This is a genomic window from Clostridium sp. (assembly GCF_032576335.1).
GTDB lineage: Bacteria > Bacillota > Clostridia > Oscillospirales > Acutalibacteraceae > Faecalispora.
In genome coordinates, this window is sequence record NZ_JAWFXC010000006.1 from 13,960 (window position 1) to 27,174 (window position 13,215).

General features: G+C 45.2%; 11 protein-coding genes. 9 read left to right on the forward strand and 2 right to left on the reverse strand.

Features of this window, described 5'->3' with window-relative positions; all coding sequences use genetic code 11:
- The first annotated feature begins 668 nt into the window (after nucleotides 1-668).
- The 6 genes from murI (at nucleotide 669) to E7L17_RS08265 (ending at nucleotide 8,425) form a co-directional block, all read left to right on the forward strand.
- Nucleotides 669-1,466 (forward strand): glutamate racemase, encoded by a 798-nt coding sequence (murI, locus tag E7L17_RS08240; RefSeq protein WP_316322782.1) that lies wholly within the window; start codon nucleotides 669-671, stop codon nucleotides 1,464-1,466.
- Between the two features lie 401 nt (nucleotides 1,467-1,867).
- Nucleotides 1,868-3,124 carry a sodium/glutamate symporter gene (locus tag E7L17_RS08245; protein WP_316322783.1) on the forward strand — a complete coding sequence of 419 codons (1,257 nt, stop codon included), beginning with the start codon at nucleotides 1,868-1,870 and terminating at the stop codon, nucleotides 3,122-3,124.
- A gap of 286 nt (nucleotides 3,125-3,410) precedes the next feature.
- Nucleotides 3,411-4,760: an NADP-specific glutamate dehydrogenase gene (gene gdhA / locus E7L17_RS08250; protein ID WP_316322784.1), complete on the forward strand. Its 1,350-nt coding sequence runs from the start codon at nucleotides 3,411-3,413 to the stop codon at nucleotides 4,758-4,760.
- A 92-nt stretch (nucleotides 4,761-4,852) separates the two neighbouring features.
- Entirely contained in the window at nucleotides 4,853-5,821 is a 969-nt protein-coding gene (locus E7L17_RS08255; RefSeq protein WP_316322785.1) for an NAD(P)-dependent oxidoreductase, read from the forward strand.
- A 472-nt stretch (nucleotides 5,822-6,293) separates the two neighbouring features.
- Nucleotides 6,294-7,583 (forward strand): sensor histidine kinase, encoded by a 1,290-nt coding sequence (locus E7L17_RS08260; RefSeq protein ID WP_316322786.1) that lies wholly within the window; start codon nucleotides 6,294-6,296, stop codon nucleotides 7,581-7,583.
- Nucleotides 7,580-8,425, forward strand: a complete 846-nt coding sequence (locus E7L17_RS08265; RefSeq protein WP_316322787.1) for a response regulator — start codon at nucleotides 7,580-7,582, stop codon at nucleotides 8,423-8,425. Before E7L17_RS08260 ends, E7L17_RS08265 begins: the two co-directional genes overlap by 4 nt.
- A gap of 358 nt (nucleotides 8,426-8,783) precedes the next feature.
- Here the strand turns inward: E7L17_RS08265 and E7L17_RS08270 are convergent, their stop codons facing one another.
- Both E7L17_RS08270 and E7L17_RS08275 read right to left on the reverse strand, forming a co-directional pair.
- On the reverse strand, nucleotides 8,784-9,617 hold the full coding sequence (locus E7L17_RS08270; protein ID WP_316322788.1) for a 3-hydroxyacyl-CoA dehydrogenase NAD-binding domain-containing protein: 834 nt from the start codon (nucleotides 9,615-9,617) through the stop codon (nucleotides 8,784-8,786).
- 312 nt (nucleotides 9,618-9,929) lie between these two features.
- Nucleotides 9,930-11,114, reverse strand: a complete 1,185-nt coding sequence (locus E7L17_RS08275) for an acetyl-CoA C-acetyltransferase (protein WP_316322789.1) — start codon at nucleotides 11,112-11,114, stop codon at nucleotides 9,930-9,932.
- A 356-nt stretch (nucleotides 11,115-11,470) separates the two neighbouring features.
- Between E7L17_RS08275 and E7L17_RS08280 the strand changes: the two genes are divergently transcribed.
- The 3 genes from E7L17_RS08280 (at nucleotide 11,471) to E7L17_RS08290 (ending at nucleotide 13,140) form a co-directional block, all read left to right on the forward strand.
- Nucleotides 11,471-12,223 carry an IclR family transcriptional regulator gene (locus E7L17_RS08280; protein WP_316322790.1) on the forward strand — a complete coding sequence of 251 codons (753 nt, stop codon included), beginning with the start codon at nucleotides 11,471-11,473 and terminating at the stop codon, nucleotides 12,221-12,223.
- Between the two features lie 153 nt (nucleotides 12,224-12,376).
- The gene (locus E7L17_RS08285; protein WP_085831879.1) at nucleotides 12,377-12,628 is read left to right on the forward strand and encodes a hypothetical protein; all 252 of its coding nucleotides are present in this window, start codon (nucleotides 12,377-12,379) and stop codon (nucleotides 12,626-12,628) included.
- Nucleotides 12,629-12,690: 62 nt separating this feature from the next.
- Nucleotides 12,691-13,140, forward strand: a complete 450-nt coding sequence (locus E7L17_RS08290; RefSeq protein WP_316322791.1) for an acetyl-CoA carboxylase biotin carboxyl carrier protein subunit — start codon at nucleotides 12,691-12,693, stop codon at nucleotides 13,138-13,140.
- Nucleotides 13,141-13,215 lie beyond the last annotated feature (75 nt).

Consider the following 13,215-nt stretch of genomic DNA (forward strand, 5'->3'; position numbering starts at 1 on the left):
AAAAATTCATATTTTTTTTATTGGATTATAGAATAATATGTATTTATTTGGAGGACAGAATAAGAAAAACACTTGCCATAGATTTGGTAGCTTTGTATAGAATTGTTTTGGGGCCCATGAGTGGAAACCGTGCAAAATTTTTATATAATTCACAATACTTCAGAATACTACAATTTGTAAGGAATCAATATATGGGGGATAACATACACATAAGTAGTTTTAATACACAATACTTCTTTCTTGACGCAATTCGACTATTTTCATCTCTAATTTGAAGGAAGTAAAAACGAAAAGAAGCATTTTGTTGCTTTTTCGGCATTTTTCGCGCCTTATTTCAATCAAGGAAGAAAGTCTCTGCTGTGAATCCGTTTTTTATGGTAAGAAGGGCGGTGATAAATTCAAAATAAACGGGGTGTGTTTTATAGGCACAAGGGATAGTAAAAAAGACGCGAAAAACAGTGAATAAAAAGGACAAAAATAAATTGATTTATTGATGGTATAAATAGATGTATATGTGTCCTCGAGGTGTAGACAAACACCGCCAAAATCCACTGCTGGCCGTCATTTTCGGGCTATTGCCTTTGCAAAACAAATGCACTATAATAAGGGCGTATTCTAAATCGACAGCTCGGACAGGTGACTGCCCGGCGGGAAAAAAGGAGGCTGTTATGTCAATTTTAAAGGGGTCCATAGGGGTGATGGATTCCGGCATTGGCGGGCTTACGGTAGCAAAAGAAATCCAACGTATCCTGCCTCATGAGGACATCCTGTATATTGGTGACAGTGCCAATTGTCCCTACGGAAACAGAACGGCACACGAGATTGCAGAGTTGAGCCGCAATATGCTCCGCTATTTGGGCGAGCGGGGAGTAAAAGTGGTAGCAATTGCCTGCAACACCATCTCAACCCTAGTTGATGTATTAACACCAGATTTTGATTTTAAGATCGTTGGCATTGTAGCTCCTTCCGCTGCATATGTTGCGCGTTCGGGAATTAAAAGGGTAGGGCTTGTGGCAACCGAGTTTACAGTTGCAACAGGGAACTATGATAAGTTAATTCATCAGCTTGACCCTACGGTACAGGTTACCGGCAAGGGCAGCCCACTACTGGCGGGGCTGGTTGACAGAGGTGACTTTAACCAGCAAGAAATTAACACAGAGATCCGTACCCAGATCAACTACATCTTATCCAAAGACTCTGAGATTCAGCACATTATATTAGGGTGTACACATTACCCGATAATTGAGGCGAATTTTAGAGAGTGTTTCCCGGAGATTACTTACATTAATCCGGCTCTGGAACAGGCGAACGCCGTTCGCAGTTATTTAGAGGAAAATAACTCTTTGGGCGAGGAAAAGGAAGGGAGCTTTACCATTTGCACTTCAGGCGACCCGGAGGTTTACGTTCAGGTAGCAAAGCGCATTGGTATGAAAGAGCCTTCTTCCGCAATTCACATTGCTCTATAAAAACGGTATTCCAATTTGTTTTTAAAGAGTAAAGAAATCGGAAAGCTATTGTACATAATAGATTAGCTTTCAGGCAAGGCAGAGTGAAACATATTGCACAGCCTGCGTTTCGTATTCCACCGCTGAATATTTCAGCGTTAGCGGGAACAGTGCTGTAGCGGAGCACGTGGTTGCTCATGAAAAGCCACGGGATTGGCAGAATAAGGAGTATTCCAGCATAGGGCTTTTGGCAGAATAACGAGAACAAAGCTTTTGGTTTGGTTATGTTGGATAAAAAATGCTCCGGCGTCAAATAAAATTTATTGTAACTTTGACGTTATTGTATTTTTCTGTAGCATTTTGACATTGCGGTGTCATACTTACAGACAACCAAATTTCTATTGTTGTAGGAGGAAAACTTTATGGGCGCTCTTAAAGGAGTTATTGATGTCGCTACCAACGATGCTGGTATGACGACAGTAGGCCTGAACATGTACCTGGCGGCAGGTATAGCAGCTATTCTGTTCTGGGTTGGTACTTATTTAGTAGACAAAATTCGCTTTCTTAGAGAAAAATGCATTCCCGCACCGTTGGTCGGAGGACTTTTCTTTGCTTTGACGAACACAGTTCTCAATGCAACCGGTGTTATGTCAATTTCGTTTAACGACACATTGCAGTCCTTCTTTATGTTGGTGTTCTTCTGCACCGTCGGTTTTACGGTAAGCATTCCGCTGCTCAAGAGCGGCGGTAAATCCATTATCATTATGTTGGTACTCGCAACTGTAATGACATTCCTGCAGAACTTCCTGGGCGGCGGCATCATGGCTGCATTTGGCCAGGATCCCAGACTCGGCGTCGCAGCAGGTTCCACCGCTTTGATCGGTGGCCCCGGCACAGCAGCAGCTTTTGGTGCTACCATGGATGCTCCAATCGCACAGGGCGGTTACGGCATGGGCGGCTCGGGTTCCCTTGTTGGTGTTACCGCAGCGATCTTCGGTCTTGTTATGGGTTCCATTATGGGCGGACCCACTGCAGCAAGAAGAATTCGCAAGCACAACCTCAAATCCACTGAAGCAGCACTCGTAGACGGTGAAGATGGTGAGACCTTCAAGAGCACCAGCTTTGACTTTACTCAGGCTTGCATGCTTCTTGCAGTTGCAATCGGTATTGGTCAGCTCGTTTCCGTTGGATTGAAGGCCGCAACTGGCATTACACTCCCCGGCTACATCGGCGCTATGCTCGTTGCCGCTGTTATGCGTAATGTGATTGATGCTGGCGGTAAGAAATTCCAGGCAGAAGAAATCGATGTTCTTGGTAACTTGTCCTTGAACATGTTCCTCGCAATGGCGATGATGGGCCTCAAGCTGTGGCAGCTGGTTAATCTGGCTCTGCCGCTGATTATTACACTTGCAGCTCAGATCGTTCTGATGTATCTGTTCGCTTACTATGTAATATTCAATGTAATGGGCAAAAACTACAACGCAGCTGTTCAGACCGCTGGTTTCATCGGTTTTGCAATGGGTGCTACCTCTAACGCAATGGCTAACATGCAGGCGATTACCCGCCGCTATGGCCCTGCAAGAGAGGCATATTTCGTAATCCCCATGGTTGGCGGCTTGTTTATCGACTTCGTCAACGCAGCAGCGATTACCGGCTTCCTCAACTGGTGGACTCCGTGATTTCGCTTCCCTACTAAATTCGCTTAACTAAGTGTGTGGTTCTGCCGCCCGGCGGTCTTCTGGGCGGCAGAGCGTGGATAAAAGAAGTTCGGCAGTTCAGGATGAATTGTGTGGTTTTATACTGCATGCCGAGTCTGAAAATAGCGCGACGTTACTTTAAGCAAAACAGGAAAAGCAAATTTGAAAGGAGTGTTCGCACAAATTTTAAATTTGCAAATCCTTTTTGTAATATTTACGTATATTTTCCCTATTTTTAGAGAAAAATTTTTTTATGGAGGTCTTTGTTATGAACGCGTATGTTGAAAGAGTGTTGCAAGAAACCCAGAAGAAAAATGCCAACGAACCCGAATTCCTGCAGACAGTTGAAGAGGTTCTTACTTCTTTGGCTCCTGTGGTAGAAGCCCATCCTGAGTACGAGAAGGCTGGCTTGCTCGAGAGAATGGTTGAGCCCGAGCGTACCATCGAATTCCGTGTAGCATGGGTTGACGATGCCGGTAAGGTTAACGTAAACCGTGGCTATCGCGTACAGTACAATGGAGCAATCGGACCCTACAAGGGCGGCCTGCGTTTCGCTCCTTCCGTAAACCTGTCTGTTATCAAGTTCTTGGGCTTTGAGCAGACCTTTAAGAACAGCCTGACCACTCTGCCTATGGGCGGCGCTAAGGGCGGTTCCGATTTTGATCCCCGTGGTAAGAGCGATGCAGAGATCATGCGCTTCTGCCAGTCCTTTATGACCGAGCTGTATCGTCACATTGGTCCCGACATCGACGTTCCCGCTGGCGACTTGGGCGTAGGCGGAAGAGAAGTTGCTTACATGTATGGCCAGTATCGCCGTATTCGTGGCGCTTTTGAGAATGGCGTTATCACCGGTAAGGGTCGTTCTTTCGGCGGCAGCGTAATTCGCCCCGAAGCTACCGGCTTTGGTGCAATCTACTATGTAAACGAAGTTCTTAAACATGAAAATGATTCCATTAAGGACAAGACTTTCGCTGTTTCCGGCTTCGGTAACGTTGCTTGGGGCGCAGTGAAGAAGATTGCAGAATTGGGCGGCAAGGCTGTTACCATTTCTGGTCCTGACGGCTACGTTTACGATCCCGATGGTATCGTAACTGAAGAGAAGATTGAATTCATGCTTCAGATGCGTTCCAGCGGCCGTGACAAGGTTCAGGATTATGCTGACAAGTTCGGCGTAGAATTCTTCCCCGGCGAGAAGCCTTGGGGCCGTAAAGTTGATGTTATTCTCCCCTGCGCAACTCAGAATGACATTAACATGGACGAGGCAAAGAAAATTGTTGCTAATGGCATTAAATACTATATCGAAGTTGCTAACATGCCCACCACCAACGATGCTCTGGTATACCTGATGGGCCAGAAGAACATGGTCGTTGCTCCTTCTAAGGCTGTTAACGCTGGTGGCGTTGCTGTTTCCGGTTTGGAAATGTCTCAGAACAGCGAGAGACTGTCTTGGACCGAAGAAGAGGTTGACGCGAAGCTTCACCAGATCATGAAGAACATTCATGATTCTTCTGTTGCTGCTGCTGAAGAGTTCGGCCTGGGCTACAATCTGGTTGCTGGTGCAAACATCGCTGGCTTCAAAAAGGTTGCAGATGCTATGCTGGCACAGGGTGTATTCTAAGAAACACTAACAATTATATTGTTTGGGATAGGCGGGCGTTCTGCGCCCGCCTATTTATTTGTTTACAGCAAAGCAGGAGGCACTTGAGAGTAATGAAGTATAAGGTACTGTTTTTAAAGGAACTCGATGTTTCCGGAAAGCAAATCTTATGGGATGACGGCGCTGAGCTTTTGATTACGGATGGCCATAGCGAAGAGTGTTTCATTAATGAGCTTCAGGTGCATCAGGTGGATGCGATTATGTGCCATAATGAAGCAGTAACTCCCGCAATGATGGATGCTTCGAAAAACCTGAAGGTGATTGCAAAACAAGGCGCTGGGCTGGATAATATTGATGTAGAGTATGCAACACATAAAGGCATTCAAGTAGTTTATGCTCCGCTGTGCAATTCCAACGCGGTGGCAGAGCACGCTATGATGCTAATGTTAATGGCTGCACGCCGCTATAAGTGTGTGGACAGTGAGTTTCGAGCTGGGAATTGTGATGTGCGCTACGCATTGCAAGATACATATGAGCTTGAGGGTATGACGCTTGGCATTATAGGCTGTGGTCGAATTGGCCAAATGATTGCCAATAAGGCGGCGTTCGGTTTTGGTATGGATGTAGTCGGTTACGCCCCCAATGCAAAGCAAGAGGAAATGAAGGCGCCCATCCGCCTGTTAAACCATAGAGACGAAGTGCTAGAAAGAGCAGATATTATTACGATACACTTGCCCTCTCTGCCGTCTACCAGAGGCAGCATGGATTATTCTGCTTTTCAAATGATGAAACCAAAAGCTTTATTCATTAATTGTGGGGGCAAGGATGTTGTTGTTGAAGCAGACATGGCTCAGGCACTTAATGAGGGCTTAATTTGGGGCGCCGGAATCGATGTGCTTGACTCTGAAGCGGTTGAATACGGCAATCCAATATTGGAGATGGACAACGTTATTATAACTCCCGGCACTGCGGCAATAACCCGGCAGGCAGTTGTTCGCAGCTGTTCTACTGCAGCACAGGGCATTGTGGAGGTTATAAACGGTAAACCAATTGCTTTCCCGGGCAACAGAATTGGTAAATAAGTTTTTTCTCCCTCCCGTATTCATTACGAATACGGGAGATTTTTTAAAAAGTCATTGATCGATTTTCTCTACCTTTACCTTTTGTTTTGTGTTGGAAAACAAGCTCGGAGTGCAAAAAGGATGAGTAATTTCGATTCAAAAAAATACCAATTCTTACAAGTTCATTCGAGCAATTATTTGATATTCAAAACGTCTAAAAAACAGTTTTTTTTATTGATAGAATTTCGAATTACTGAATAATACATAAAAAATCACTCTTTTTCACCGAATCCGCGTATATAGTTGATTTTACGAAAAGCTATGGTATAATTATAGTTATATATTAACAGTATTTTTCTTTCAAAGTTTTCTTTTTTTTAGGAGGTGTTTTCTCCCTGTTAAATGGCTCAATTCAGCCAATTCGTTAAGCAATAAATGGGAGGAAAACAAGAAGATAAGGGGAGAGAATAGTATTGCGGTAAGGGGAAAGAAAATGTTGGATTTAAAACACTGGAAGCGAATGTTGCTGATTGCAATTATTGTTACTTTTTCCTCTCAGCTATATTTTAATTTTTTTACAGATAACTTCCGAATTTCGGCAGCAGTCATTTTATTCCCGGTTTTACTAATGACCATCGCTAAAGACCAAAATTCGGCGGCAATTGGTTGCGTTACCGGTGCTATGGTTTTTGTTGTACGTTTGTTTTTAATAAGCTCTGGAATATCGCAATTGCAGGACAATGTGACGGTTGCGCTCATAGGTGGTCTGTTTTATGTGGCATATGGGCTGCTGTTTTCACTTTTAGTAAAAAACAAGCACACCATACCGTTTCAAAAACTGATTGTTGGAATGGCGCTCAGCGATTTTTGTGCTAACTTTTTTGAAGTTGGCCTGCGTACCGGAATGCGTTACAACAGTATTGAAACACAGATGTATATTTATTTGTTTGGTATTGCGGTAGCCCGTACCATCGTTGCGGGGTCGATTCTGTTAGGGGAACAGAATTATCGTGCACTCATGAAAAAGATGGAGCATGAAAACCGCTACCAAAGGTTATACCTTATGACGACACGTCTGAAAAACGAAGTGTATTTTATGGAGAAAAATACAGAAGAAATTGAGTCGGCGATGAGCAATGCCTACCGCCTGTATGAAAAGCTCTCTGTGCTGGATCTTGAGCCCGAGCTAAAGAAGATGGCTCTCTCAATCGCACGTGATGTTCATGAAATAAAAAAAGACTATATTCGCATTATGCAGGGAATACAAAAAGAAATTGATGAACAATACAGTGAAGAACAGATGGGGATTCGTGACCTGTTGCAAATATTGAAAGAATCCACGTATCGCGTTCTTGAAGCGCGCAGACTCGACATTCAGTTGGATTTTAAAGTGAAGGATGAGTTTGTAGTTGCTGACCATTATGCTTTAATGCTGATTTTAGTGAATCTAGTCAATAACGGAATTGAGGCAATTGAAAAGAAAGGCTATAAAGGCTGGATTTTGGTTTCTGTTGTGAAGGAATATAAACACATTGTTTTTACGGTAGCGGATAATGGGCCAGGGATACCGAAAAAAGCAATGGATCGTATTTTTCAAATGGGTTTTTCCACTAAATTTGATGAAGAGACCGGGAATATTTACCGAGGAGTAGGTCTGTCAGGGGTACAGATGACGGTTGAAGAAAAATTTCACGGTTCTATTGAGGTAAAATCTGAGCTTGGGGTTGGAACGGAGTTCCGTGTAATCATCCCCGCGGAAAAGCTGGAGGAAAGTATTATATGAATTTTTACATTGTTGAAGACGATATGTCAGTAATCAATAACCTGGAAGATATTATTGAAAACCATAACTTAGGCAGTGTGTGCGGTGACTCAGAAGGAAAGGCTCCGAATCCGGAGGAGATTATGGCGTTAAAGCCGGACGTAGTTCTGGTTGATTTTTTAATGCCAAATGTTGATGGAATACAGTTAGTCTCTGCTCTGCGTGAAATGGGTAGTACTGCAAAATGTATTATGATTTCACAGGTATCGAATAAAGAACTTATTATGAAAGCGTATAATGCGGGTGTGGATTTCTTTATCAGTAAGCCCATCAATGTCATAGAGATTAAACGAGTCATTGAAAATATTACCCGGCAGATTCAAATGGAGCAGACTTTATCCAATATTCGAAAAATGTTCCAAGTTGATATCGGTTCAGCTGCGGCGGTAGAAAAAGATGATAAGGATACTCCTGTTCGAAGACTGCAATATATCTTAAATCAACTTGGCATGTCTGGTGAAAAAGGCTCGAAAGACATTGTTACGGTGTGCCAGTACTTGTATGACCATGAGAAAACCAGTATGGCGGAAGAGAACATTGGCAAGCTCTGTGAACTGCTCAGCGATAATCCAAAGAGTATGGAACAGCGTATTCGCCGTGCCATTGCAAAGGGAATGTCGAACCTAGCGAATTTGGGAATCGAAGACTTTATGAATGATACCTTCACACGGTATTCAAGCACCCTCTTCTCTTTTGAGGGGATCAAAACAGAGATGGATTTTATTCGTGGAAAACGCTCTTCTGGTGGTAAGATCAATATAAAGAAATTTATTAACGGTCTGTTGGTATTTATGGATCAATAACAAAAAAACGCTGCCATAATAGGCGGCGCTTTTTTTACACATCATCTTTGTCGCTATAAAAAGTATTCCTGCTTGGACGCAAAAGCGGGTGGCACTCCGGCAACTGCAACTCAACTCGGCGGCTATCACCGCGCCCGGCGCCTCGCGCCGTTCTGCATGTTACTCGAGACGGTATATGCGCGCCGCCCAACCGCTTTGGTCTGTTCTTTTATCAAGCGGTGAGAGAGGAAAACAACCCTTACATTCCCTTTTCATTATATATAGAGTATTCAGAGGTACTTTGCAATTAGAAAACCCAGTCACTTCCAACGGAGAATGGAAGCGACTGGGTTTTCATAGTTAGCATGGTGAAATCAAATTAATAGGTATAAAAGCCTTTGCCGGTTTTTCTTCCCAGCGCGCCGCCGCGAACCATTTTACGCAGCAAGGGGTGCGGGCGGTATTTGGTGTCGCCCGTTTCGGACTGAAGAACTTCCATAATAGCGAGGCAAATGTCCAGACCAATCAGGTCGCCCAGAGCAAGCGGTCCCATCGGGTGGTTAGCACCAAGCTGCATAGCAGTGTCAATATCTTCAGCAGTGGCAGTGCCATCTGCGTAGATGCCAATTGCTTCGTTGATCATCGGGATCAGCACGCGGTTTACGATAAAGCCAGCAGCATCCTTTGCAACGACGGGGGTTTTGCCAATTTCTTTCGAAATTTCAGTAATGCGGTCAACCAGCTCCTGCGGAGTGTTGAGACCAACAACAATTTCAATCAGCTTCATGACAGGAGCCGGATTGAAGAAGTGCATGCCGATAACGGGGCGGTCCAATTTGGAGGACAGCTCTGTAACCGACAGAGAGGATGTATTGGTGGAGAAAATAGTCTCCTTTTTGCAAATGCCCTGCAAAGCCAAGAACAACTCACGTTTTGCCTGCATGTTTTCAATAGCAGCTTCCACTACCAGGTCACAGTCTGCAACCTTTTCTTTCAGGCCGGTGGTGATTTTAGCAAGAATTTCGTCTTTCTTTCCTGCTTCCATTTTTCCCTTGGAGACCAGCTTTTCCAAACTTGCCTGAATCTTCTTTTTGCCGCCCTCTGCATAGCTTTCCTGAATGTCACACAAAACTACTTCGTAGCCTTCTGTAACTGCAAAAGCTTGAGCAATACCGGAGCCCATGGTTCCGGCGCCAATTACGCCAACTTTCATGTGAATGACCTCCTGTTTCTATCATTTCTCCACCCGCGGGCAGCCGTGAAGGCGTAAACCCTCAATCCCCTACTGCGGATGAAATACAGGTACTTCGGAGCCGGGTGAAAGAATTCCTTCCGGCGGCGGAGAACCATTCGAACCAACTGAAACGGGAGCGCCCGTGCAGAAAAATCTGCGCGGGGCGCCTGACCGAACAATGGTAAATAAGTACCTCACGCTGTTCATAACCCTATGGTTACTGAATGATTGTGAGAAACGATAAATACAAAATAGAGACTCCTGCCGATAAAGGCGGGAACAGAATTTTGATTATAAGCCTTCTACGATGGTAGAAACGCCCATGCCTCCACCTACGCACAGTGTAGCAAGACCCTTACCGCCGCCACGGCGCTGCAACTCATACAACAGGGTGCAGAGGATACGGCAGCCGGAAGCGCCAACCGGGTGGCCAATCGCAATTGCGCCGCCGTTGGGGTTAACCTTCTCTTTGTTCCACTTCAGCTCCATGCCTACTGCCAGAGCCTGCGCAGCAAATGCTTCGTTGGCTTCAATTACTTCGAGCTCATCAACGCCCATGTTGAGCTTTGTGAGAAGCTTCTGGGTGGAGAATGCGGGGCCAATGCCCATGATTGCCGGGTCTACGCCAGCCCAAGAGCCGCCAACCCATCTTGCCAAAGGCTTAACGCCCAGCTCTTTTGCCTTTTCTGCACTCATTACGATTACAGCGGCAGCACCGTCGTTAATACCGGAAGCGTTTGCAGCGGTAACAGTACCGTCCTTCAGGAATGCCGGCTTCATGCCGCTGATTCCTGCCACTGTTGAGCCGGCACGAGCCTGCTCGTCAGTGTTGAAAATGGTAACGGCACCCTTTTTGCCGGGAATCTCCAGGGGAGCGATTTCAGCATCAAATTTGCCAGCCTTTTGTGCAGCTTCGCATTTGTTCTGGCTCCATACAGCAAACTCATCCTGCATTTCACGGGTGATGCCGTATTTCTTCGCTACATTTTCTGCGGTAACGCCCATGTGGTAGTCGTTAAATGCATCCCACAGAGCATCGTTAACCATGGTGTCTACGATCTTATTGTTGTTCATACGGTAGCCAAAGCGAGCCTGCTGCAACGCATAAGGAGCAGCGGACATGTTCTCCATACCACCGGCGATAATAACATCCGCTTCACCAGCACGAATACGGGAAGCAGCGACGTTAACGCTCTGCAAGCCGGAGCCGCAAACCTGGTTCAGGGTCAGCGCGGGAACCTCCTGCGGGAGCCCTGCGAGAATAACAGCCTGGCGTGCTACGTTCTGGCCAAGGCCAGCCTGAATAACGCAGCCCATGAGAACCTCATCTACGTCGGATCCTTTAATGCCAGCTCTTTTCAAAGCCTCTTCAATAACAAAAGCGCCAAGGCGGGGAGCCGGAACGCCAACAAGACTTCCGCCGAATTTACCAACTGCCGTTCTTACGGCACCTGCCAATACAATTTCTGTTGCCATAATGGTGTAACCTCCTAAATTTTCTGGTGGGTCATTCCGCTGTAAAATGGGAATGCACAGCGGTTTTTCACAATTAAAGTTATCTGCCAACCATTTCACTATAAGGAATTCATTCTGAATAATGGAATCAATTCATACCTATTATCTCACTATCGAGGTCAAAACACAAGGGTCGTCTAATTGGTTTTTTTAACAAAATGAAATATGCTTTTTTAGTGTTTTTGTCGTTTTATAGATGCAGATACTTTAATTTAAAGCGGAAGGGAAATAACAATTGCATAATGTGAAATTATCTTGTATGATGAAAACCGTATTTTAAAGCAAGGGACTTAAAATGAATTAAAGGAGGTATAAACATGGTACAAAGCTTGATACGTGCGATGGAGGTACTTGAGCACCTGCGCAAAGCTGATAAATCTTGTTCGCTGGCAGAACTTTCGCAGATGTCTGGTCTGCCTTCCAGCACTGTACACCGGATTTTGCAAACCTTTTGCAGTGCAAACTATGTGTCTCGTGACCCCAAAACACATCTCTATCGGCTGGGTACTGCCCTAATTCCGCTGGGAATGGCTGCCACAAGGCGTTTGCGTCTGAGCGATTCCGCGAAGCCTGTATTAAAAGATTTGATGAAGATTACGAGGGAAGATGTTTTCCTGATAATTATATCTGGTAACAGCGGTATGGTACTCGAGAAAGTGGAGGGGCCGAACCCTCTAAAGGTGATTGAACGCTTTGGCAATGAGGTAGATTTGCATTACGGCGGTAGCCGCCGTGCTCTTTTGGCTTTTCAGTCCGAAAATTTCATCCGCAGTTATATTCAAAATAAATTGAGAGAAAACCCTAGCTTTACACCGGAAGAAGAGAAGAAACTACTTAGCAGTCTTTCCCATATTCGTGAAGAAGGCGTTGCAATTTCCAAAGGAGAATATATACCAGATGCTGTGGGTATTGGTGCCCCGGTGTTCGATATGAACGGTAAAGCGGTTGCATCCATTGGTTTAATTGCTCCTCAATCCCGCACAAGCAGAGCGCAGGAAGAAGAGTTCAAAGCACTGGTAAAGCAGCATGCAGCCCAGTTATCTTCCCTGTTAGGCTTTGTCCAAAAATAACAATAATATAGCATCATTTTTATTTAAAATAAAAAACCAATGTATTGTTTTTTTATTGACACTCATCTAAATTGATGCTATCATTTATTTTGAAAATTCCAAAAAATGAAATGAATTTCATAATACGGGAAACCAAGAGGGGGGATTTAGAGCATGCCAGTTGAGCAGTTATTGCCGCTGTTGTTCTCAGGACTGACCGTAATACTGACGATTGCGATTCTTTCAACGCTGACAAAGATAAAGGCAGCCGTGGAAGAGTTGGCAGCAAGACCAGTAGTAGCGCCGGCACCGCAGCCTGTGGATGATGGAAAAGACGAGATTTATGCGGTCATTATGGCCACGATCAGCGAGGATTTGCAAATTCCGCTGGATCAGCTGCAGTTTAACAGCATTAGAGAGTGTTAACGACGAGAAAGCATCCTTTAACGAACGAAAAAAGAATTATGTTGTGATAGGAGAGACCGATTATGAAATACTTGGCAAGAGTCAATGGCAAAGCATATGAGGTGGATGTGGAGCGTGCTCCCTCCGCTTACAAACCGATTCCGAGAGGAGTCTACACTGGTGAAGTTCAGGCAGCTCCGGCTCCTGTAGCAGCTCCTGCTCCCGTAGCAGCCCCGGCACCTGTAGCAGCTCCCGCAGCAGCACCTGCACCCGCAGCAGCTCCCGCCCCCAAGAAGGCACCTGCAGCTGCAGCAGCTGGTGACACCCCCGTTAACTGCCCGATGCCCGGTACCATTCTGCAAGTGAAGGTTACCGAAGGTCAGGCTGTTAAGGCTGGCGATTCTCTCTTCATTTTGGAAGCGATGAAGATGGAAAACGAGATCGTTGCTCCTTGCGACGGTACCGTAAAGAGCATTTCTACCGCTAAGGGTGATGCTGTTCAGTCGAACGATCAGCTTGCTATTATCGGTTAATTTCCCCTCAGTTTTATATTGCTGCCGAAAGTTCTTCGGCTTGCGCTGAAATAACGGCTCGCAGGATTCTTTAAA

Coding starts and splice junctions, on each gene's coding strand:
- murI (WP_316322782.1), top strand. CDS start 669: ATGTCAATTTTAAAGGGGTCCATAGGGGTGATGGATTCCGGCATTGGC.
- E7L17_RS08245 (WP_316322783.1), top strand. CDS start 1,868: ATGGGCGCTCTTAAAGGAGTTATTGATGTCGCTACCAACGATGCTGGT.
- gdhA (WP_316322784.1), top strand. CDS start 3,411: ATGAACGCGTATGTTGAAAGAGTGTTGCAAGAAACCCAGAAGAAAAAT.
- E7L17_RS08255 (WP_316322785.1), top strand. CDS start 4,853: ATGAAGTATAAGGTACTGTTTTTAAAGGAACTCGATGTTTCCGGAAAG.
- E7L17_RS08260 (WP_316322786.1), top strand. CDS start 6,294: ATGTTGGATTTAAAACACTGGAAGCGAATGTTGCTGATTGCAATTATT.
- E7L17_RS08265 (WP_316322787.1), top strand. CDS start 7,580: ATGAATTTTTACATTGTTGAAGACGATATGTCAGTAATCAATAACCTG.
- E7L17_RS08270 (WP_316322788.1), bottom strand. CDS start 9,617: ATGAAAGTTGGCGTAATTGGCGCCGGAACCATGGGCTCCGGTATTGCT.
- E7L17_RS08275 (WP_316322789.1), bottom strand. CDS start 11,114: ATGGCAACAGAAATTGTATTGGCAGGTGCCGTAAGAACGGCAGTTGGT.
- E7L17_RS08280 (WP_316322790.1), top strand. CDS start 11,471: ATGGTACAAAGCTTGATACGTGCGATGGAGGTACTTGAGCACCTGCGC.
- E7L17_RS08285 (WP_085831879.1), top strand. CDS start 12,377: ATGCCAGTTGAGCAGTTATTGCCGCTGTTGTTCTCAGGACTGACCGTA.
- E7L17_RS08290 (WP_316322791.1), top strand. CDS start 12,691: ATGAAATACTTGGCAAGAGTCAATGGCAAAGCATATGAGGTGGATGTG.